Raw genomic sequence first — 22,728 nt, forward strand, 5'->3', positions numbered from 1 at the left:
AGAGGCGAGAGTAATTCATGAAGGCTTATGTGTATGGCCCTGACGGCGCTCAGATTTCCGACGTCGCTCAACCGAAACCCAAGGGCACGCAGGTGCTGGTGCGCGTCCGCGCCTGTGGCCTCAATCGCGCCGACACCGGCATGCGCAAGGGCCACGCCCATGGCGCGGCCGGCGGCGTCGGCACCGTGCTCGGCATGGAATGGGCCGGCGAAGTCGCCGAGCTCGGGCCCGACGCAAAAGGCGTAGAGGTCGGCGACCGCATCATGGGCTCGGGCGGCGCTGCCTTCGCCGAATATACGCTCGCCGATCACGGCCGGCTGTTCCGCGCACCCTCGAACATGAATTTCGAGGAGGCCGCCACCCTCCCCGTCGCGCTCGCGACCATGCACAACGCCGTCGTCACCATCGGCGGCGTGCAGCCGGGCCAAACCGTGTTGATCCAGGGCGCCAGCTCCGGCGTCGGCCTGATGGCGATGCAGATCGCCAGGCTCAAGGGCGCAAAGCTCGTGATCGGCTCGTCGACCGACGCCTATCGCCGCGGCCGGCTGAAGGAATACGGCGCCGATCTCGCCGTCGACAGCTCCGATCCGAAATGGGTCGACGACGTCCTGAAGGCAACGAACGGCGAAGGCGTCGATCTCATCGTCGACCAGGTCTCGGGCAAAGTCGCGAGCCAGAACCTCGCCGCGACGAAGATCAAGGGCCGGATCGTCAATGTCGGCCGGCTCGGCGGCACCCATGCCGACTTCAACTTCGACCTGCATGCCGCGCGCCGCATCGATTATGTCGGCGTCACCTTCCGCACCCGCACCATCGAGGAGGTCCGCGAGATCTTCGAGGAGGTCCGCAAGGACATCTGGGGCGCGGTGGAATCGCGCAAACTGCAACTGCCGATCGACAAGGTTTATCCGTTCGACCAGATCGACCAGGCGTTCGAGCACATGGAGGCGAACAAGCATCTGGGGAAGATCGTCGTGACGGTGCCGTAGGCGGCGCTCCGCGTCCAGATACCCCCAGTAGGGTGGGCAAAGCGAAGCGTGCCCACCATAGGCGGCGGATCAGGAGACACCTGCTGGTGGGCACGGCGCTACGCGCCTTTGCCTACCCTACGAGACCGAGCTAGTGGCATAAGCCAGCATTCAATTCGGAAGCATTCGCAATAGCTTTGCTCCTGCAACTCACTTGCGACGATAGCTGTGGATCGTCGCTTGATGTTCAGCCTTAGGCTGCTAAATCCCCGCCATGACCTCCCAGCACAATAAGACCTCGGTCGCCGCAATCTCGATCTTCGCCAGCGGGGGCATGGCGGCGGCCAAGTTCGTGGTCGGGATCGCGATCGGCTCGCTGGCGCTGATCTCCGAGGCGCTGCATTCCGCGATCGACCTGGTCGCCACCATCATCACCTGGGCGGTGGTGCGGGTGTCCGACAAGCCGGCGGACGAGGAGCACCATTACGGCCACGGCAAGCTGGAGAGCGTCTCCGCGCTCGGCGTCACGGCGCTGCTTTACGTGCTCGCCGGCGGCATCCTAGTCGAGGCCTATAGCCGGCTGCGCGAGGGAACCCAGCCGCCGACGATTTCGGCCGTGCCCTTCGTCGTGCTGGTGATCGACATCGCCGTCAATCTCTGGCGCGCCCGCGCGCTGCACCGTGCCGCGCGGGAGACCAGGAGCCAGGCACTGGCGGCGGACGCGCTGCATTTCGCCTCCGACGTGATGGGCTCGTCTGCCGTGATCGTGGGCCTGGTCCTCGCCGGCCTCGGCTTCTGGTGGGGCGACGCCGCCGCGGCCGCCGCCGTCGCCGTGATGATCGCCCTGCTCGGCCTGCGCATGGCCGGCTCGACGGTGCAGACGCTGGTCGACCGCGCGCCGGAGGGCGCCCAGGAGAAGGCCAAGGCCGCGATCCGCAGCGTGCCGGGGGTGATCGAGGTCGAGCGACTGCGCGTGCGCATGGTCGGGGCGACCACGTTCATCGACACCATCGCGAAGGTGCCACGGACCTATCCGATCGACCGCGTCGAGGACATCAAGCACAACGCCGAACTCGCCGTCAGCAAGGCGTTCGGCGACGCCGACCTCACCTTCATGGCCATCCCCGTCGCGCGCAACAACGAGACCGTGCGCGACCGCATCATGGTGATCGCGCGCAATTCCGGCCTCGCGATCCACCACGTCACGGTGCACGACCTCGGCGCCAAGCTGATCGTCGGCATCGACCTCGAGGTCGACGGCGAGATGCGGCTCGATTCAGCCCACGACGTCGCCAATACGCTGGAGCGGAACATCCAGGAGGAGTTCGGCGCGGACGTCGAGGTCGATGTCCATATCGAGCCACTGGAACCGGAGCTGCCGTTCGGCGTCGACGCCCCGCCGGAACGCGTGCAAACCATTGCCGCCGCGCTGACGGAGTTTGCCGGCGAAGGCGAGATTCACGACATCCATAACGTACGCGTCCGCAACACCGAGGCCGGCGAGATCGTCAACTTCCACTGCCGCGCAGCGCCGTCGATGAGCGTGATCAGGGTGCACGAGCATGTCGATGCGATCGAGCGCGCATTGCGGCGCGCGTTCCCGAGCGTGAAGCGCGTCATCAGCCACGCCGAGCCGCCGCGTGTGTGATATGGTCCGCGCGGAGTCACATGTTCTCGTTTCGGACTCAGCGCGCACGTCTATTTACGGACACGCGCTGCGCAAACTGCGCTCTGGATAAGAATAATTTCGCGTTAACGATTCGTTGACTCTCGACAGCCTGCGAAAACTGGATTCAAATCGGTATGATTCGGAAGCGACGTGGGGCTGCTTCCGAGCTCAAGTTGCAAGCTGGTTTTCAGGGGGCCGAAGGCATGTCGCGTGCAGACGCCGCGAACGCGTGCGTCCAATCCGATTCGATCAAGGGATTGGCGCAATCGATCGCGAAACCTGCCTATCACCGGCTACTGATCGCGGAGCCGGCGCTGCGCCGCGCCGTGCCGACGCTCATCATCGCGTTCCTGATCACGATCTGCCTCGGCGCGTTCGTGCAGGTCGTCGACCAGACGCGGCAGAAGCGGCTGGTGATCCGGCACGACATCTCGGCGCTCGCCGACGTGCTCGCCGAACGCATCGACCGCCTCACCTCCGCGCGACAGGAGCGGCTCAAGAACATCGAGAGCCTGCCGTCGCTGCTGCCTGATCTCATTCCGTCCTGGGGCACGGCCTCGGGCCGCCACGTCATCGTCACCTCGGCGGGCATCGACCGCCGTATCCTCGCCCGCATTCCGATCGACAGCGATCCCTCCGGCAACGACCGCCTGCTCGATGCGATCACGATCGCGCAACTGGTCGCGACGCCGCCACGCGACGCCAACGTCTCCGACATGACGCTGCCGAACGGCAACGCCGCGATGGCGACCTCGCGGCAGATCAAGTCGCTGCCCGGCTTCGTCACCGTGATCCAGGAACGCAACGAGCCGATCTGGGGCTCGGACGCCGCGCTCTCGGTGACGTTGTCGGCGACGACAGGCTTCGTCGTCCTGATCCTGGGCTTCGCCTTCCACTGGCAGTCGACCCGGGCCCGCGAAGGCGACCTCATTAACGACGCCGTGCGCGGCCGCATCGACACCGCACTCAACCGCGGCCGCTGCGGCCTGTGGGACTGGGACCTGTCCCGCGGCCGGATCTTCTGGTCGCAATCGATGTTCTCGATGCTCGGCCTCGACGGCCGCAACGAGCTCCTCACCTTCGGCGAGGTCAACGCGCTGGTGAAGTCCGACGACATCGATCTGTTCGAGATCGCCGACCAGCTCATCTCCGAGAAGATCGACCACATCGACCAGACCTTCCGCATGCAGCATGTCGACGGCCACTGGATCTGGCTCCGCGTCCGCTGCGAAAAGGTGCGCGGCGCGACCGATTCCAGCGTGCACCTGATCGGCATCGCCGTCGACATCACCGAGCAGAAGAGCCTCGCCGAGAAGACGGTGGAAGCCGACCTTCGCCTGCGCGACGCGATCGAGACCATCCCGGAAGCCTTCGTGCTGTGGGACGCGAGCGACCGCCTGGTGCTCTGCAATTCGCACTTCCAGCGTCTGCACAAATTGCCCGACACCGCCGTGATTCCCGGCACCTCCTACGAGACCGTGCTCGAGGTCGGCCGCATGCCGGAGGTGCGCACCCGCCACAACGAGACCGGTGCCCAAGGCCCCGGCGCGCGCACCTTCGAGGCGCAGCTCGACGACGGCAGCTGGCTGCACATCAGCGAGCGCCGCACCAAGGACGGCGGCTACGTCTCGGTCGGCACCGACATCACACGCATCAAGGAGCACGAGCAGAAGCTGGTCGACAACGATCTGCGCCTGCGCGCCACCGTCATCGACCTCAAGCGCTCGCAGGCCGCGCTGGAGCGCCAGGCGGTCGAGCTCGCCGACCTCGCCGAAAAGTACCAGCGCGAGAAGACCCGCGCCGAGGAAGCCAACCAGACCAAGTCGAAATTCCTCGCCAATATGAGCCACGAGCTGCGCACGCCGCTCAACGCGATCATCGGCTTCTCCGAGATCATGGGCTCGGGTCTGTTCGGCGAGCTCGGCAGCGAAAAATACCAGGAATACTGCCAGGACATCCTGACCAGCGGCCACTATCTGCTCGAGGTCATCAACGACATCCTCGACATGTCCAAGATCGAGGCCGGCCGCATGAAGCTGGACATGGAAGAGCTCGATCTGTCGCGGACGCTGGCGGAATCCTTGCGGGTCGTCACCGGCCGGGCGCAGGACAAGCACCTGATCCTCGACGCCGACATCGCAAAATCCATCTCCGTCGTCGCCGACCGCCGCGCCACCAAGCAGATCATCGTCAACCTGCTCTCAAACGCGGTGAAGTTCACGCCCGACGGCGGACGCGTCGTGGTGCGCAGCCGGCAGCTCGACGACCGGATCGTGCTGATGATCGCCGACACCGGCATCGGCATCGCGCCGCATTCGCTGGCGCGGCTCGGCCGCCCGTTCGAGCAGGTCGAGAGCCAGCTCACCAAGACCTATCACGGCTCGGGCCTCGGGCTCGCCATAGCGCGCTCGTTGGCGCAGCTCCAGGGCGGCACGATGCGCCTGCGCTCGAAGATCGATGTCGGCACGGTGGTGCGCGTGACGCTGCCGCGCGATGCGATCAAGGCAGCGACCGGGATCTCGGCGGCGGCTTAAAGCGGAGTCGGCTTAGGCTGAATCAAGCGGCCGCGGGCTCGGTGTACCTCTCCCGCTTGCGGGAGAGGTCGGCGCAACGCGCCGGGTGAGGGCTCTCTCCTCTTGGGGGTCTCGACTGTGGAGATACCCTCTCCCCAACCCTCCCCCGCAAGCGGGGGAGGGAGCACACCTCCCTCGTTGCGATATTCGAACCCAATCTCACCATGCCCTTGACTGTGGCTCGAAAATACTCTGGCTCCTACAACTGCAGCGACGGCGCGACTTCGCGCGCGACATTGACCAGCGCTGCGATCAGCGGCGTCATCGGATCGCGCTGCGGGATCACCAGGCCGATGCTGTAATTGACCTCGGGATCGACGATCGGGATCGAGCGCACCGTATCGGACAGGCCGAGCGTCTCGGCGAGCTTGGCCGGCATCACGCTCGCCCAGCGCCCCGTCTTGACGTGCGTGAAGAGCACGAGCAGCGAGTTCGAGGTCAGCGTCGGCGTCGCCTCGGCACCGACCGAGCGCAGCGCACGGTCGATGATGCGGCGGTTCTGCATGTCGGGCGTGAGCAGGCACAGCGGCACCTGCCCGACCTCTTTCCAGGTCACCGTCTCGCGGTCGCCGAACATCCCGTCCGGCGACGTCAGCAAACGATAGCTCTCGTTGTAGAGCGGAATGGTGCGCACCTTGCCGATCGGCTCGTTCTCGATATAGGTCAGCCCCGCGTCAACCTCGAGATTTTCGAGCAATCCCAGCACCTCCGATGAGGTCGTCGAGCGGATGCTGAAACGCACCTCCGGATGCCTGGCGCGGAACGGCGTCGTCAGCGCGGCGACCATGCCGAGCACGGTCGGGATCGCCGCGATGCGGATCTCGCCGGAGAGCTGATGCTTCAGCCCGTTGATCTCGTCGCGCATCGCGCGGGCATCGCCCACGATCCGCCGCGCCCAGTCCAGCGCCCGCTCGCCTTCCGGCGTAAAGCCCTGGAAGCGGGACCCGCGCTGGACCAGCATGACGCCGAGGATCTCCTCGAGCTGCTTGAGCCCAGTCGACATGGTCGGCTGGGTGACCCCGCAGGCCTCCGCCGCGCGTCCGAAATGCCGCTCCTTCGCCAGCGCCAGCAGCAGTTCAAGCTTGTCGATCAACCGGACGTCCCCTCGGATTCTGTCGTGGCATGCAAGCTAGCACGCCTACCCCCTCCCAACACGCAAAAACCGTCCGGCGGAACGGCTTCGATCGCATTTTCATATCGATCGATTGCATTGACCAATCGATCCGGATTCCCGATCGCAGCATGAGACAGCTTTATTGATCTTCGAACGATTCCAAATAGTTTGGGATGAGGAACGCTCAGGTTGAGAACGAAGAATGACAGCGGTTTACGAGCCTCGTTACGAATCATGGGACGAAACGCGCGGCGCCGAGATCATCGCCGAACATGCCAAGCAGGAAGGCGCGACGCTCGTCATCCTGCATGCGCTTCAAGAGGCGTTCGGCTACGTGCCGGAGGCCGCCATTCCCATGGTGGCGCAGGCGCTCAATCTGTCGCGCGCCGAAGTGCACGGCGTATTCACGTTCTATCATGATTTCCGCCACAAGCCCGCCGGCCGCCATGTCCTGAAGCTCTGCCGCGCGGAAGCTTGCCAGGCTGCCGGCGGCGATGCGCTGGCCGCGCGCGCCGAGGCCAAGCTTGGCGTCACGCTCGGCAACACCACGGCCGACGATCGCGTCACGCTGGAGCCGATCTACTGCCTCGGCCTGTGTGCGACCGCGCCCTCCGCGATGCTCGACGGCCGCCTGATCGGCCGGCTCGATCAGAAGCGCCTCGATGCACTGGTTGCGGAGGCACAGCGATGAGCATGCGTCTATTCGTCTCACGCGATGCGGGTGCGGTTGCCGTCGGCGCCGATGAAGTTGCATTGGCGCTGGATCAGGCTGCGGCCAAGCGCGGCGTCGCGGTTGAGATCGTCAGGACCGGCTCGCACGGCATGTACTGGCTGGAGCCGCTGGTCGAGGTCGCGACGCCACAGGGCCGGATCGCGTTCGGGCCTGTTACCGCGACCGACGTGCCCTCCCTGCTCGATGCGCTTGCCGGCAACACGTCGCATCTCTTGCGGCTGGGCGCCACCGACGAGATCCCCTGGCTGAAGCGCCAGACCCGCCTCACCTTCGCCCGCTGCGGCGTGATCGACCCGCGCTCGCTCGACGACTACCGCGCCCATGGCGGCTACAAGGGCCTGGAGCACGCGCTGTCGCTCGGCTCCGATGCGATCCTCAACGAAGTGACAGCTTCAGGCCTGCGGGGCCGCGGCGGCGCGGGCTTCCCCACCGGCATCAAGTGGAAGACCGTCGCGCAGGCGAAGGCCGACCGCAAATTCATCGTCTGCAACGCCGACGAAGGCGACAGCGGCACCTTTGCCGATCGCATGATCATGGAAGGCGATCCCTTCCTGGTGATCGAGGGCATGACGATCGCCGGCATCACCGTCGGCGCGACCAAGGGCTACATCTACATCCGCAGCGAATATCCGCACGCGGTCGAGGCGATGAACGCCGCGATCGCAGCGGCCAGGCGCGGCGGCTATCTCGGCGCGAACATCGGCGGCTCGAAGCAAGCGTTCGATCTCGAGGTGCGCGTCGGCGCCGGCGCTTATGTCTGCGGCGAGGAGACCTCGCTGCTGGAAAGCCTCGAGGGCCGCCGCGGCATCGTGCGCGCCAAGCCGCCGCTGCCCGCCCATCACGGCCTGTTCGGCAAGCCGACCGTGATCAACAACGTGCTGTCCTTCGCGGCCATCCCCTTCATCCTCGCCGAAGGCGCCAAGGCCTACGCCGATTTCGGCATGGGCCGTTCGCGCGGCACGATGCCGATCCAGCTCGCCGGCAACATCCGCTACGGCGGCTTGTTCGAGACCGCGTTCGGCGTGACGCTCGGCGAGCTCGTCGACGACATCGGCGGCGGCACGTTCACGGGCCGCCCGGTCCGCGCCGTGCAGGTCGGCGGCCCGCTCGGCGCCTATTTTCCCCGCGCGCTGTTCGATACGCCGTTCGACTACGAGGCCTTCGCCGCGCGCGACGGCCTGATCGGCCATGGCGGCATCGTCGTGTTCGACGACAGCGTCGACATGCGCAGGCAGGCACGCTTCGCGATGGAGTTCTGCGCGGTCGAATCCTGCGGCAAGTGCACGCCCTGCCGGATCGGCTCGACCCGCGGCGTCGAGACCATCGAGAAGATCATCAATGGCGAGCGCGTGAGCGAGAATCTCGCGCTGGTCGAAGACCTCTGCAACACCATGAAATTCGGCTCGCTCTGTGCGCTCGGCGGCTTCACGCCCTACCCAGTGCTCAGCGCATTGAAGCACTTCCGGGAGGATTTCGCACCCGTCCCGACCACGCTTCAGGCCGCGGAATAGGAGAACGACAATGTCTCTGATCGAAGAAATCGACTTCGGCACGCCGGCTTCAAAATCGGAAACGATGGTCACGCTGACCATCGACGGCAATGAGGTCACGGTGCCCGAAGGCACCTCGATCATGCGGGCCGCGATGGACGCCGGCCACCAGATCCCGAAGCTTTGCGCGACCGACATGGTCGACGCGTTCGGCTCCTGCCGGCTCTGCCTCGTCGAGATCGAGGGTCGCGCCGGCACGCCGGCCTCCTGCACCACGCCTGTCATGAACGGCCTCGTCGTCCACACCCAGACCGAGCGGCTGAAGAAGCTGCGCAAGGGCGTGATGGAGCTCTACATCTCCGACCATCCGCTCGACTGCCTCACCTGCGGCGCCAATGGTGATTGCGAATTGCAGGACATGGCCGGCGCCGTGGGCCTGCGCGACGTGCGCTACGGCTATGAGGGCGAGAACCACGTCTTCGCCAAGACACCTGGCAAGACCGATGGCTGCGCCAACGACCACTGGATGCCGAAGGACGAATCCAATCCGTACTTCACCTACGATCCCTCCAAGTGCATCGTCTGCTCGCGCTGCGTCCGCGCCTGCGAGGAGGTGCAAGGCACCTTCGCGCTGACCATCTCCGGCCGCGGCTTCGACAGCCGCGTCTCGCCTGGCATGAGCGAGAGCTTCCTCGGCTCCGAATGCGTGTCCTGCGGCGCCTGCGTGCAGGCTTGCCCGACTGCGACGCTGACGGAAAAATCCGTGATCGAGATCGGCCAGCCCGAGCACTCCGTTGTCACCACCTGCGCCTATTGCGGCGTCGGCTGCGCCTTCAAGGCCGAGATGCGCGGCGAGGAAGTTGTGCGCATGGTGCCCTACAAGGACGGCAAGGCCAATCGCGGCCATTCCTGCGTCAAGGGCCGCTTCGCCTGGGGCTACACCAACCACAAGGAACGCATCCTCAATCCCATGATCCGCGAGCGGATCGAGGATCCCTGGCGCGAAGTGTCCTGGGACGAGGCGTTCTCATTTGCCGCGGCGAAGATGCGCGGCATCCAGAAGCAGTACGGCCGCGACGCCATCGGCGGCATCACCTCGTCCCGCTGCACCAACGAGGAAACCTATCTGGTGCAGAAGCTGATCCGCGGCGGCTTCGGCAACAACAATGTCGACACCTGCGCCCGCGTCTGCCATTCGCCGACCGGCTATGGCCTGTCGCAGACTTTCGGCACCTCTGCCGGCACGCAGGACTTCGACTCGGTGGAGGACACCGACGTCGCGGTGATCATCGGCGCCAATCCGGCCTCGGCTCACCCGGTGTTCGCCTCGCGCCTGAAGAAGCGGCTGCGCCAGGGTGCCAAACTGATCGTGATCGATCCGCGCCGTACCGAGATGGTGGAATCGCCGCATGTGAAGGCGCTGCACCTGCCCCTGATGCCCGGCACCAACGTTGCGGTCGTGACGGCGCTGGCGCATGTCATCGTCACCGAGGGCCTCGCCAACGAGGCCTTCGTGCGCGAGCGCTGCGACTGGGCCGAGTTCGAGGAATGGGCCGCGTTCGTCGCCCAGCCCAAGCACAGCCCGGAAGCCACCGCCATCCTCACCGGCGTCGATCCGAAGGTGCTGCGCGAAGCCGCCCGCATCTACGCCACCGGCGGCAATGGCGCGATCTATTACGGCCTCGGTGTCACCGAGCACAGCCAGGGCTCGACCACGGTGATCGCGATCGCCAACCTCGCGATGGCGACCGGCAATATCGGCCGTCCCGGCGTCGGCGTGAACCCGCTGCGCGGCCAGAACAACGTGCAGGGCTCCTGCGACATGGGCTCGTTCCCGCACGAGCTGCCCGGCTACCGTCACATCTCGGGCGACGCCGTGCGCGACCAGTTCGAGGCGCTGTGGAACGTCAAGCTCAACCCGGAGCCGGGCCTGCGCATTCCCAACATGTTCGATGCTGCGATCGAAGGCTCGTTCATGGGCATCTACGTGCAGGGCGAGGACATCCTCCAGTCCGATCCCAACACCAAGCACGTGGTAGCGGCGCTGTCGTCGATGGAATGCGTCATCGTCCACGACCTCTTCCTGAACGAGACCGCGAATTACGCGCACGTGTTCCTGCCCGGCTCGAGCTTCCTGGAGAAGGACGGCACCTTCACCAACGCCGAGCGCCGCATCCAGCGCGTCCGCAAGGTGATGTCGCCGAAGAACGGCATGGCCGACTGGGAAGTCACCATCGCGCTTGCCAAGGCGATGGGCTTCGAGATGAACTACAACCATCCGTCGGAGATCATGGACGAGATCGCGGCGCTAACGCCGACCTTCGCCGGTGTCTCCTACGCCAAGCTCGACGAGCTCGGCTCAGTGCAGTGGCCCTGTAACGAGAAGGCGCCGGAGGGCACGCCGGTGATGCATATCGATGGCTTCGTCCGCGGCAAGGGCAAGTTCATCGTCACCGAATATGTTGCGACCGACGAGCGCACCGGCCCTCGCTTCCCGCTGCTGCTCACCACCGGCCGCATCCTCAGCCAGTACAATGTCGGCGCGCAGACTAGGCGCACCGAGAACGTGGTCTGGCATGCCGAGGACCGGCTGGAGATCCATCCGCACGATGCCGAGCAGCGCGGCGTGCGCGACGGCGACTGGGTGCGGCTGCAGAGCCGCGCCGGTGAAACCACGCTGCGCGCGGAGATCACCGACCGCGTGTCGCCGGGTGTCGTCTACACCACCTTCCACCACCCGGATACGCAGGCCAACGTCATCACGACCGACTTTTCGGACTGGGCGACCAACTGCCCCGAATACAAGGTCACCGCGGTGCAGATCTCGCCGTCGAACGGCCCGTCCGACTGGCAGAAGTCCTACGACGAGCAGGCGCGGCACTCCCGCCGCATCGCGCCAGCCGAGGCCGCGGAGTAGCCGCATGCACGTGCCGGTCCAGGCCATCGACCGCGAGATCTGGCGCGACGGCGTCGCGTCCGAAGGGGCGCGGCTGATCCCGGAGGAGACGCCGCTGGCGCTGACGTACAATGGCGGCACCTACGCCGTCATGATGGGAACGCCGCAGAACCTGGAAGATTTTGCGGTCGGCTTCAGCCTGGACGAAGGCATCATCAAGTCGGTCGACGACATCCGGTCGCTCGAAATCGTCCGCCTCGACGACGGCATCGAGCTGCGCATGTGGCTGGCCTCGGATGATGCCGCGCGCATCAGTGAGCGCCGGCGCCATATCGCCGGCCCGACCGGCTGCGGCATCTGCGGCATCGAGTCGATCGCGGAGGCTATACGGCCCGCGGCGGTCGTTCCGCAGGGCCAGACCTTTACGCCGCAACAGATCATGACGGCGATGCAGGCCATTGCGCCGCTGCAAGCGATCAACATGCAGACCCGCGCCGTTCACGCCGCCGCGTTCTGGGCGCCGTCCTGCGGACTTGGCGCCCTGCGCGAAGACGTCGGCCGCCACAACGCGCTCGACAAGCTGGCCGGCTCGCTCGCACGCAGCCGCACGGATGCGAGTGGCGGCATGGTGCTGCTGACGAGCCGGGTCTCGGTCGAGATGGTGCAGAAGACCGCCGCCATCGGCGCGCCAGTGATGGTCGCGGTTTCCGCACCCACCGCGCTCGCCGTGCGCACCGCGGAAGCTGCCGGCATCACGCTGATCGCAATCGCCCGCAGCGATGGATTTGAAATATTCACGCACCACGGCCGCCTTGCAGGCCATCGTGCTCAGGAGATTATCGATGTCGTCGCCTGACCGCCTGATCTACATGGCCAACCAGATCGGCAAGTTCTTCCAGAGCCAGGGCCACGACAAGGCCGTGCCGGGGATCGCCGAGCACATCAAGAAGTTCTGGGACCCCCGGATGAAGCGCGCGATCTTCGCCCATCTCGATGCGGGCGGCGGCGGCCTCGAGCCTGATGTGCGCGAAGCCATCACCTCGCTGAAACAGACTACGACCCTTCCAGCAGCGCCCTGAACACGCGCCGCACCTCGCTCTGCGTCTCCTTCACCCGCGCCTCCAGCGACGAGAAATCCGGCGCGTCCCCGGCACGCGCCATCACGCGTAGGAGGTCCGAGCCGGCGGTTTCCGGCTTGAAGCGGTCGCTGACGCAAAGCCGCAGGATCTGCGTCAGATCGTGATAGAGCCGCGCCGCGGCGCGCAAGATCTCGGTCTCCGACTGCGGGAGTACGCCGAGCCTGCAAGCGTTTTCCAGCACCTGCATGGTGCTGACGTCGAGGATGTCGGGCTTGTCGTGGGCATGCACGAGCTGGAGATATTGCGCGATGAAGTCGATGTCGACCATGCCACCGGCGGCATGTTTGAGATCCCAGCAATCCGTCTCGCCCTTCTCCTGGGCAATCGCGCGCCGCATGTCGGCGACGTCGTTGGCGGTGATTGCGGGATCACGGCGGCGGGTCAGGACATCGCGGATGACGCGCTCGATGCTGTCAGCGAATTCAGGCGACGCCGACACCACGCGGGCGCGCGTCAGCGCCATGTGCTCCCAGGTCCAGGCCTCGTTGGCCTGGTAATCCGCGAACGAGACGAGGCTCGAGGCCACGGGACCGGCACGTCCCGAAGGACGCAGCCGCATGTCGATCTCGTAGAGCACGCCGTAATTGGTGCGCGTCGTGAAGGCGCTGATCAGGCGCTGGGTGAAGCGAGCGAAGTAGTGTGCACCTTGCAGCGATTTCTCACCATCCGAGTCCGGATTGTCGCTGTCGAAATCGTAGAGCAGGATCAGGTCGAGATCGGATGACGCGGTCATCTCGCGGCTGCCTAGCCGGCCCATGGCGATGATCGCGGTCTGCTGATCCTTGATGCGGCCATGCTGGGCTGCGAAGCGCTCGGCGACGAGGCCATGCACGGTGTGGACGATGCCTTCGGCGACATCCGCAAAAGCGGTGCTCGCCTGCTGCGCCGAGACGGTGCCGGACAGGATGCGCGTGCCGATCAGGAACAGGCTCTCCTGCCCGAACAGGCGCAGGCGATCGAGGAACTCTTCGTATGAGCCGGCGTCCTGCACGGTCGTGGCGAGCCGCGCCGACAATTCCTGCCTGTCCGGCATGGCACCGAAGAAGCGCGGATCGATCAGGCCGTCCATCAGCTGCGGCTTGCGCGCCAGCATCTCGCCGAGCCTGGGTGCTGCGCCCAGCACCAGGGCCACCAGTGCGACGAGATCGCGGTTCTGGCCGAGCAGCGTGATCAGCCGGCCGCCGCGCTGGAGCGCCGCGAGGAAATGATCGAACGCCACGACGGCGCGATCCGGCTCCTCGGCATGGGCAAGACCATCGATCAGGGCCGGCACGAACTCGACGAAGGCGCTTCGCGTCGCCTCGTTGCGGAACACGCGATAATCGCCGGTGATCCAGTCGCGCACGGTCTGCGCGACGGCGGCAGGCTTCTTGAAGCCGAGCGTCGCCAGGTGCTGGAGCAGGCGCGGATCCTCGGGACCGGCACTGTAGTCGAGCGCCGGCAGCTTGGCCGTCCCGGTCGGGTCATCGCCCTCGAACAGTTTTTCGTAATGCCCCTGCACGATCTCAAGCTGGCGCAAGAGGTCGCCGGCAAAGGCCTCGCGATCCGGATAGCCGAAGAACCAGGCGAAGCGCTCGACCGCTTCCTTGTCCTCGGGCAGCGTATGGGTCTGCTCGTCGGCGATCATCTGGAGCCGATGCTCGACCCGGCGCAGGAAGTCGTAGGCCGTGGTCAGCTCGTCGCGCGCCGCGAAGGTGATCCAGTTGCTGGAGGCGAGCACGTCGAGCGCAGCGAGCGTCGGCCGCACCCGCAATTCCGGATGGCGGCCGCCCGCAATCAACTGCTGCGTCTGGGCGAAGAACTCGATCTCTCGGATGCCGCCCCGCCCGACCTTGACGTTGTGGCCTTCGACGGCGACCTCGCTCTGGCCGCGGTAGGTCTGCATCTGCCGCTTCATGTCGTGCACGTCGGCGAGCGCGGCGAAGTCGAGATGCTTGCGCCAGACGAAAGGCGCGATCTCCGCCAGCAAGGCCTCGCCCGCCCTGGGATCGCCGGCGCAGGCGCGCGCCTTGATCATCGCGGCGCGCTCCCACGTGCGCCCTTCCCGCTCGTAGTAATTCAGCGCGGCGTCACGCGAGATCGCCACCTGAGTCGAGGACGGATCGGGCCGCAGGCGCAGATCGACGCGGAACACGTAGCCGTCATAGGTGCGCTGCTGGAGGATACGCGCCATCCCCTGGGTCACGCGAACGAAGAACGGCTGTGCTTCGATATCGGGCGCGAGCGTCGTGGCATCGGGATCGAAGAACACGATGAGATCGATGTCGCTGGAATAGTTCAGCTCGCCTGCACCCATCTTGCCCATCGCGAGCACGATCAGCCCGCAACCGTCTTCAAGCGCCTCGGGATCGGGCGGTGAGAGCTTGCCGCGTGCGGCTTCCTGCCGCAGCAGGTACTGGAGCGCCGCCCGGACCGAGAACACGGCGACGTCGGTCAGCGCGGCCGTCACCCGCATCACCGGCCAGACGCCGCCGATGTCGCACAGCGCGATCAGAAGCGCTGCCTCCGCCTTCATGCGGCGAAGCAGGCGCATCACCTCGGTCTCATCCGGTGCCGCGAGCGCCGCGTCCCTCGCCTCCGCCATCAGTGCCGCCAGATGCGCGTCCGGATCGGATTCGAGCAACCGGATCAGGCGCAGGGAATCGGCGCGCACCAGATCGAACAGATAGGGCGAGAATTCCGCGATGCCGGTCAGAATATCCCGCGCGAAGGGATGAACCAGCAGCGATTCGACACGGGCCGATTGCGCCGGCTCGAGCTCGGCCAGCCAATTCCCGAAGCGTTTTTCGTCGGTTGTGGAAGCGGCAACATAGGGAGCCTCCGCAAAGCGTGCGGCGAGGCTCTCACCATGCTTGTCCGCGTTTCCCGGCGCGGAGTGGTTCATGCCACCTTCTGTGGCACATCCGGTATTGGCGGAGCAACCCTGTCGCCAGCGCCCAGGCGCGCCGGCAGGACGAGCGTGGCGACGAGACCGGGATGGGCATCGCCCAGGCGCAATTCGCCTCCGTGCAATGTCGCAACCGCCGCAGCAAGGCTGAGGCCGAGGCCGGAGCCCGGCAGTGTGCGGCTGGCCTCCAGCCGCACGAATCGCTCGACGACGTGCTTGCGATCCGCTTCGGGGATCCCCGGACCACGATCGGTGACGCTGAGCAGCACATGGTCGCCCTCGCGCCTGGCCTCGATCGTGATCTGCCTGGCGTCCATGCTGACCACGGTTCCCGCGGCCTGAGCCTCCGGCTTGCCGTATTTGATCGCGTTCTCGACGAGATTGGCCAGCGCCTGGCTGATCAGCTCGCGATTGGCATGAACCGGCGTCGGCTCTGCCCTGACCTTCAGGGTCATGCCGTCGTCTTCGGCCAGCGGCTCGTAGAGCTCATGGATGCCGCCCGCGACATCGGCGGCATCGAAATCGTCCATGTTGCCGCGCGCCTGCCCTGACTCGGCACGCGCGATCATCAGGAGCGCGTTGAAGGTGCGGATCAGACCATCGGATTCTTCGATGGTGCGCTCCAGCGCGGCGCGGTAGTCGGCCTCGCAACCCGATTTCGCCAGCGCCTCCTCGGCGCGGTTGCGCAAGCGCGTCAGCGGCGTCTTGAGGTCGTGCGCGATGTTGTCAGAGACTTCCTTCAGCCCCGCCATCAGCGCCTCGATTCGCTCCAGCATGGCGTTGAGGTTCTCGGCGAGACGGTCGAGCTCGTCGCCGCTACGCCCGACGGGCAGCCGTCCGCTGAGGTCGCCGGTCATGATGCGCTGGGCGGTGCCCGTCATGGCGTCGATGCGCGTCAAGACGCGACGCGCCACGAAAATGCCGCCGCCGAGGCCAAGCACCACGACGATCAGGACCGACCATTGCGCGGCCTTGGCGACGATGCTGAACAGGCGCCGCCGCTCGTCGAGGTCGCGGCCAATCAGGAGCCGGAAGCCGTTCTCCAATTCGGTGACGCGCACCAGCGCGCGATGATCGCGCTCGTCGGCATCCTCGATCCGGCGGTAGGCCGTCTCCGTCCAGCCGCGCGTCGCCATCACGCCCGGCGCCAGCGAGCCGACATTGCCGGCAACCGCCTGCCCCGTCGGCGTGGTCACGAGATAGAGGTTTGCGCCCGGCCGCAGCGCCCGATACTCGATCGTGCGCACGAGGCCGTACATGCCGCGGCGGTCGTAGATCTCGTTGATCTCCGAGGTCTCGGAGTTCACCGTCTGGGTGATTTCCTCGGTGATCAGCCGCCGCGTATTCCAGGCGAAATAGCCGAGCAGCGAGGCCGCGAACATCGCGAACAGCAAAAGATAGACCAGCGTCAGCCGGAATGCCGTGGTGCGGACGAGTTTACCGAATGCCGTCACGGATCATGTACCCGGCGCCGCGGATCGTGTGCAGCAGCGGGCGCTCGAAACCCTTGTCGATCTTGGAGCGCAGCCGCGAAATGTGCACGTCGATCACGTTGGTCTGCGGATCGAAATGATAGTCCCAGACGTTCTCGAGCAGCATGGTGCGCGTCACCACCTGGCCGGCATGCTTCATGAGGTATTCGAGCAGGCGGAATTCGCGCGGCTGCAGCGTCAGCTCGTCCTTGCCGCGGGCGACGCGATGGGAGAGACGGTCGAGCTCGAGATCGCCGACGCGGTAGAGCGTGTCCTCAGCCGGCCCGCCACGACGGCGCGACAGCACCTCGACCCGGGCCAGGAGCTCGGCGAACGAATACGGCTTGGGCAGATAGTCGTCGCCGCCGGCGCGCAGGCCCTTAATGCGGTCGTCGACCTGGCCGAGCGCGGAGAGGATCAGCACCGGCGTCGAATCATCCTTCGCACGCAGCGCGCCGATCAGCGACAGGCCGTCGCGCTTGGGCAGCATGCGGTCGACCACCAGCACGTCGTAATCGCCGCTCTCGGCCATGGCGAGGCCTTCCTCGCCGTCCGCGGCGTGGTCGGCAATGTGTCCGACTTCACGAAACGCCTTCACGAGGTAGTCGGCGGATTCGCGGTCGTCTTCGATGATGAGGAGGCGCATCGTGCGTTCGGCGACGGTCAAGGGAGTGAACCTTCTCTAAACATGGCGCGAGCGGCAATCGCATGCAAGCCGAGCGGAACGATCTCGGATCGGGAAAAGGCGGGCGGTGAAGCTGGGGGACTTCACCGCCCTAGGCCTTCCGACGGAGGGGGGCGTAATTCCACCGGAAGGTAGATAGGGGAAGTCAGCGTTGCGCTGCTCCCCCGAAGGGCGCCGACGGCGGGGGCGACTGATGCCGGCGACACCCTTCATCTTGTAAAGCCTCCTGAAGGCCTCAGCCCTTCTCAGCCCTTGGCGATGGGCACGGCGACGAAGCGCGACTGGCCGCCGCTCTTCACGCGCATCAGGACGCTGTTCTTGTTGTCGGTCCGCGCCGTGTTGATGGCGTCGCGGACTTCGCCGGCGGTGCTCACGCTCTTGCCGCCGACTTCGAGAATCACGTCGCCTTCCTTGAAGCCGCGATCGGCCGCGGCGCTCTTCGGATCGACTTCGGTGACAACGACGCCTTCCTTGCCGGCACCGGCCACGGAATTGGCGGGCGCAACGGTCATGCCGAGCTTGGGCACGTCGGTGCCACGGCTCGCACCCTTGCCGCTGTCCTTGTCGGTGTCGGCCTTGGCCTCGACCGTGTTCGGCAGCTGGCCGAGAGTGAGGTTCACGACCTTGTCCTGGCCCTTGTGCAGCACGTTGAGCTTCACGGTCGCGCCGGGCGCCATGCCGCCGATGGTGCGGGCAAGCTCGCGGGCGTCCTTGACGGATTCGCCGTTGACTGCGGTGATCACGTCGCCGGACTCGATGCCGGCTTTCGCGGCCGGACCGCTCGCCTGCGGCTCCGCCACCAGCGCGCCTTCGGCCTTCTTCATGCCGAGGCTGTCGGCGATGTCAGACGTCACCGGCTGGATCTGCACGCCGATCCAGCCGCGGCTGACCGAGCCCTTGTCCTTGAGCTGGGCCACCACGCTCTTCACGGTGCTCGCGGGAATCGAGAACGCGATGCCGACGCTGCCGCCGGAGGGCGAGTAGATCGCGGTGTTGACGCCCATCACCTCACCGTTGGTGTCGAAGGCGGGACCGCCGGAATTGCCCTTGTTCACGGGCGCGTCGATCTGGATGAAATCGTCATAGGGGCCGTTGCCGATGTCGCGGCCGCTGGCCGAGACGATGCCTGCGGTCACGGTGCCGCCGAGGCCGAAGGGGTTGCCGACCGCGAGCACCCAGTCGCCGATCCGTGGCTTGGCGTCGGCAAGCTTGGCAAACGGGAAGTTGGAGCCGCCCTCGACCTTGATCAAGGCGAGGTCGGTGCGCTGGTCGGTGCCGATGACCTTGGCCGTATAGGTCTTGCCGTCGTCGGTGGTGACCTCGACCTTGTCGGCACCGTCGACCACGTGGTTGTTGGTCACGGCAAAGCCGTCAGCCGAGATGAAGAAGCCGGAGCCCTGGCCCTGCACGACGCGGCCACGACCACCCTTCAGGCCCGGGAAACCATCCGGACCGCCGAAGCGGCGGAAGAAACGCTCCATGGGCGAGCCCGGCTGGAACGGCGAGGAGGAATCATCGCCGTCATCGTTGCTCGCGACCTTCTCCTTGATGTTGACCTTCACCGAGATCACCGACGGCTTCACGCGCTCGACGATGTCGGCGAATCCAACCGGACGCTCGACCTTCCGAACCTCGTTGTTGACCTGCGCATGCGCCGGGCTCGAGAACAGGTCCGCCGGCGAGGTCGACGTGCCATAGCCGTAGACGGCTGCACCGAGGCCGGCGACGACCGAGGCCATCAGCGCGATCTTGCGCGCGGAGAACACCGACCGGCGCGGCTGCCGGTAGGACGGAAGGTTCGAGAGGTCGTGACGGTCGGTCATGCAGAGATCTCCAAGGCCTTGAAATTCATTGGGCGCCGGTGGCGGCACCTTACGGACCTGAAGATGGGGGCTCGCGCCTTACCATGCGCTGGCGGCGGGGTTAAACTTTTGTAATGAAGCCGCGCGCAGATGCGGCAGTTTAACGCAGCCTAAAAATGGTGGTTCTACAGGAACTTATTTGAGTTCCGGCGACAAGCGTCAGAGCAGGCTTTTGGCAACGTCAGCTCGCCTTGACGCTGACGATGGACTCGTCGACTTCGCGCTTCATTGGCCGTCCGCGACTAGAAAGACTTGGCATCGTCCGACATCAACGCGGCGAGCCGAGCCTCCTCCTCGGGCGAGAGCGGCGGCGCTGGCACATCTGCACCGCTTTGCGAGCGGCGCCGGATTTGCAGCCATAGCGCCAGGCCACCGCCGACCAATAGAAGCGGCGCGAGCAGCCAGAGCAGCATGGTCTGCCCCTCGAAGCGCGGCTTCAGCAGCACGAACTCGCCATAGCGCGCGACAAGGAAGTCAAGCACCTGCGAGTTGCTGTCGCCGGCGGCGATGCGCTCGCGCACCAGGAGCCGCAAATCACGTGCGAGCGGCGCGTCGGAATCGTCGATCGACTGGTTCTGGCAGACCATGCAACGCAGCTCGCGTGACAGTTCGCGCGCACGCCCTTCCTTCGCAGGGTCCGACATGATCTCGTCCGGCTGCACGGCGTGAGCTGCAGGCCAGGCCAGCAGCATCAGCGCGGCGATCACGAACCATAGCCGGCGCATCGGATCACTCCGCTGGCTGAAGGCGCTGCTTGGCCCGCGCCGGCTTCGGCGCGCCGACCCGCAGGCGCCGGTCGGACAGCGACAGCACGCCGCCGAACGCCATCAGCACCGGCCCCCACCAGATCAGCAGCACCAGCGGCTTGTGATAGATGCGTACGGCAATGGCGCCCTCGGCGGTGGCGTCACCGAGCGAGATGTAGAGCTGGCTTGCGCCGCGGGTCAGCAGCGCCGCCTCGGTGGTCGAGGATCCCCGGGTGGTAAAGTTGCGCTTGGACGGCGTCATGACGCTGAGCTTCTCGCCGTCGCGGCTGACGTTGAACTCGGCGATCATCTCGCGGTAGTTCGGGCCCTGGCGTTGAAACAGCCCGTCGAGCTTCACGTCGTAGCCGGCGACTTGGGCGACGTCGTTTTGCTTCATCGTCGCGATATATTCGCTGTTCCAGGTGGTCTCGCAGACGATTCCGATCAGGGCGACGCCGAGCCCGGCATGCGCAAACGTGGTGCCCCAGGCCGAGCGTGGCAGGCCGCGCGCCCGGTGCAGCACCGTTGCGAACGGCAGGCGAACGAGGCCCGTCCGTTCGACCAGGTCGGTGACGGCGCCCGCGACGACGAAGACACCAAGCCCGATCGCGAGCGGCGCCAGTGCGCTGCCGCCCCTCGCCCAGGCCCAGGTGATGGCAATGACGACGAGCCCGGCGACGCCGGCTGCGAGCAGGCGTTGCGTCACGCCGAGCAGATCGCCGCGCTTCCAGGCCAGCATGGGTCCGAACGGAACGGCGAGCAGCAACAGGACAAACAGCGGGGCGAAGGTCAGATTGTAAAAGGGAGCACCGACCGACATCTTGAAGTCGACGAGCATTTCCATTGCCAGCGGATAGAGCGTGCCGAACAGCACCACCGCGCAGGCGACCGTGAGCAGCAGGTTGTTCAACACCAGCGCGCCCTCGCGCGAGATCGGCGCGAACAGGCCGCCCTGCTTCAACGAGGTCGCGCGCCCCGCGAACAGCGACAGGCTGCCGCCGATGAACAGGCAGAGGATCAGCAGGATGAACACGCCGCGGGTCGGATCGGTCGCAAAGGCGTGCACGGAGGTGATGACGCCGGAGCGCACCAGGAAGGTGCCGAGCAGCGACAGCGAGAAGGTCAGGATCGACAGGAGGATGGTCCAGACCTTCAGCGCGTTGCGCTTCTCCATCACGACTGCCGAATGCAACAGCGCGGTGCCGGCGAGCCACGGCATCAGCGAGGCGTTCTCGACCGGATCCCAGAACCACCAGCCGCCCCAGCCGAGCTCGTAATAGGCCCAGTAGGAGCCCATGGCGATGCCGAGCGTCAGGAAAATCCAGGCGACAAGCGTCCACGGCCGCACCCAGCGCGCCCAGGCCGCGTCGATCCGCCCCTCCATCAGCGCCGCGATAGCGAAGGAGAACGAGATCGAGAAGCCGACATAGCCGAGATAGAGCATCGGCGGATGCACGGCGAGGCCGATGTCCTGGAGCACCGGATTGAGATCGCGTCCCTCGATCGGCGGATTGGCGATACGCAGGAACGGATTCGAGGTCACCAGGATGAAGAGGTAGAAGGCGCTAGCGATCCAGGCCTGGACGGCGAGCACATGCGCGCGCAGCGACAGCGGCAGATTGTTGCCGAAAGCCGCGACAAGCCCGCCGAACAACGCAAGGATCGACACCCACAGCAGCATCGAGCCTTCATGGTTTCCCCACACGCCGGTGATCTTGTAGAGCAGCGGCTTCATCGAGTGGGAATTCTCGTAGACGTTGGCGACGGAGAAATCCGAGTTCACGTGCAGCATCACGAGCGCCGTGAACGAGGCGCCGACGAACAGCAGCTGGGCCAGCGCGGTGGAGCGCGCCACGTTCATCAGCGCGGCATCGCGCAGGCGCGCACCGATCAACGGCACGATGGACTGGATCAGTGCGAGGGCGAGCGCCAGCACCAGCGCATAATGTCCTGACTCCGCGATCACCGCACCGCTCCCTGCGGATTGCCCTGCGCCGTCGTGGCCGCAGGCTTGGCGCTACCAGAAGCTTGCGCGCCGTAATCGTCCTTCCAGTGCCCCTGCTTCTTCAGGGCATCGGCGACATCCTTGGGCATGTAGGTCTCATCGTGCTTGGCAAGCACGGTGTCGGCCTTGAATACGCCATTGGCATCGAGCGCGCCTTCGGCGACGACGCCCTGCCCTTCGCGGAACAGGTCGGGCAGAATGCCCTTGTAAGCGACGGGTAGTTTTGCGCTGCCGTCAGCGACCTCGAAGGTCACCGCGAGATTGTCGCCGCGCTGGAGCGAGCCGGGCTGCACCAGCCCGCCGAGGCGAAACCGCTTGCCGGGCTCGACGTGCTTCTCGGCGACCATGCTCGGCGTCGAGAAAAACACGATGGAGTCGCGCAATGCGTTGAGCACCAGCGCGGCCGCGAGCGCGAGCACGGCGAGTGAGCCGCCGATGATGGTCATACGTCGCTGCTTGCGCGTCATGGCGTATCCGTTCTCCGCTCGT

General features: G+C 66.0%; 16 protein-coding genes. 8 read left to right on the plus strand and 8 right to left on the minus strand.

The genetic code is table 11. The features are described from left to right. Positions 1–17: 17 nt before the first annotated feature. The 3 genes from NLM27_RS19420 (at position 18) to NLM27_RS19430 (ending at position 5,171) form a co-directional block, all read left to right on the plus strand. Positions 18–989, plus strand: coding sequence for a zinc-binding dehydrogenase (locus tag NLM27_RS19420; RefSeq protein WP_254144836.1), 972 nt, complete (start codon positions 18–20; stop codon positions 987–989). 253 nt (positions 990–1,242) lie between these two features. Next, positions 1,243–2,616 carry a cation-efflux pump gene (locus tag NLM27_RS19425; RefSeq protein ID WP_254144837.1) on the plus strand — a complete coding sequence of 458 codons (1,374 nt, stop codon included), beginning with the start codon at positions 1,243–1,245 and terminating at the stop codon, positions 2,614–2,616. A gap of 224 nt (positions 2,617–2,840) precedes the next feature. Further along, complete coding sequence (locus NLM27_RS19430) at positions 2,841–5,171, plus strand: ATP-binding protein (RefSeq protein WP_254144838.1); 2,331 nt, start codon at positions 2,841–2,843, stop codon at positions 5,169–5,171. A gap of 238 nt (positions 5,172–5,409) precedes the next feature. Here the strand turns inward: NLM27_RS19430 and NLM27_RS19435 are convergent, their stop codons facing one another. Continuing rightward, positions 5,410–6,303 carry a LysR family transcriptional regulator gene (locus tag NLM27_RS19435; protein WP_254144839.1) on the minus strand — a complete coding sequence of 298 codons (894 nt, stop codon included), beginning with the start codon at positions 6,301–6,303 and terminating at the stop codon, positions 5,410–5,412. Positions 6,304–6,526: 223 nt separating this feature from the next. Between NLM27_RS19435 and NLM27_RS19440 the strand changes: the two genes are divergently transcribed. Genes NLM27_RS19440 through NLM27_RS19460 form a run of 5 tightly spaced genes read left to right on the plus strand, consistent with a single transcriptional unit; the run spans position 6,527 to position 12,522 of the window. Beyond that, complete coding sequence (locus NLM27_RS19440) at positions 6,527–7,015, plus strand: formate dehydrogenase subunit gamma (protein ID WP_254144840.1); 489 nt, start codon at positions 6,527–6,529, stop codon at positions 7,013–7,015. Then, the gene (locus NLM27_RS19445) at positions 7,012–8,568 is read left to right on the plus strand and encodes an NADH-quinone oxidoreductase subunit NuoF (RefSeq protein ID WP_254144841.1); all 1,557 of its coding nucleotides are present in this window, start codon (positions 7,012–7,014) and stop codon (positions 8,566–8,568) included. Before NLM27_RS19440 ends, NLM27_RS19445 begins: the two co-directional genes overlap by 4 nt. A 10-nt stretch (positions 8,569–8,578) precedes the next feature. Then, positions 8,579–11,464, plus strand: a complete 2,886-nt coding sequence (gene fdhF, locus NLM27_RS19450) for a formate dehydrogenase subunit alpha (RefSeq protein ID WP_254144842.1) — start codon at positions 8,579–8,581, stop codon at positions 11,462–11,464. 4 nt (positions 11,465–11,468) lie between these two features. Further along, positions 11,469–12,299, plus strand: coding sequence for a formate dehydrogenase accessory sulfurtransferase FdhD (fdhD, locus tag NLM27_RS19455; protein ID WP_254144843.1), 831 nt, complete (start codon positions 11,469–11,471; stop codon positions 12,297–12,299). Continuing rightward, a complete protein-coding gene (locus tag NLM27_RS19460) occupies positions 12,286–12,522 on the plus strand; it encodes a formate dehydrogenase subunit delta (RefSeq protein ID WP_254144844.1) in 237 nt (78 codons plus the stop codon). The genes fdhD and NLM27_RS19460 overlap by 14 nt, the downstream gene beginning before the upstream one ends. On the opposite strand, the gene NLM27_RS19465 is transcribed toward NLM27_RS19460, so the two are convergent. The 7 genes from NLM27_RS19465 to ccmE all read right to left on the minus strand — a co-directional run bounded on the left by NLM27_RS19465 (position 12,497) and on the right by ccmE (position 22,706). Next, complete coding sequence (locus NLM27_RS19465; RefSeq protein ID WP_254144845.1) at positions 12,497–15,466, minus strand: bifunctional [glutamine synthetase] adenylyltransferase/[glutamine synthetase]-adenylyl-L-tyrosine phosphorylase; 2,970 nt, start codon at positions 15,464–15,466, stop codon at positions 12,497–12,499. The genes NLM27_RS19460 and NLM27_RS19465 overlap by 26 nt on opposite strands. After that, complete coding sequence (locus NLM27_RS19470) at positions 15,463–16,923, minus strand: HAMP domain-containing sensor histidine kinase (RefSeq protein ID WP_254144846.1); 1,461 nt, start codon at positions 16,921–16,923, stop codon at positions 15,463–15,465. Before NLM27_RS19470 ends, NLM27_RS19465 begins: the two co-directional genes overlap by 4 nt. Next, complete coding sequence (locus tag NLM27_RS19475; protein ID WP_254144847.1) at positions 16,907–17,587, minus strand: response regulator transcription factor; 681 nt, start codon at positions 17,585–17,587, stop codon at positions 16,907–16,909. Before NLM27_RS19475 ends, NLM27_RS19470 begins: the two co-directional genes overlap by 17 nt. 284 nt (positions 17,588–17,871) lie before the next feature. Next, complete coding sequence (locus NLM27_RS19480; RefSeq protein ID WP_254144848.1) at positions 17,872–19,449, minus strand: Do family serine endopeptidase; 1,578 nt, start codon at positions 19,447–19,449, stop codon at positions 17,872–17,874. Positions 19,450–19,730: 281 nt separating this feature from the next. Then, positions 19,731–20,213 (minus strand): cytochrome c-type biogenesis protein, encoded by a 483-nt coding sequence (locus NLM27_RS19485; protein WP_254144849.1) that lies wholly within the window; start codon positions 20,211–20,213, stop codon positions 19,731–19,733. A gap of 4 nt (positions 20,214–20,217) precedes the next feature. Continuing rightward, positions 20,218–22,200, minus strand: coding sequence for a heme lyase CcmF/NrfE family subunit (locus tag NLM27_RS19490; protein WP_254144850.1), 1,983 nt, complete (start codon positions 22,198–22,200; stop codon positions 20,218–20,220). After that, complete coding sequence (gene ccmE / locus NLM27_RS19495) at positions 22,197–22,706, minus strand: cytochrome c maturation protein CcmE (RefSeq protein ID WP_254144851.1); 510 nt, start codon at positions 22,704–22,706, stop codon at positions 22,197–22,199. The genes NLM27_RS19490 and ccmE overlap by 4 nt, the downstream gene beginning before the upstream one ends. Between the last annotated feature and the right edge of the window lie 22 nt (positions 22,707–22,728).

Source organism: Bradyrhizobium sp. CCGB12 (assembly GCF_024199845.1).
GTDB lineage: Bacteria > Pseudomonadota > Alphaproteobacteria > Rhizobiales > Xanthobacteraceae > Bradyrhizobium.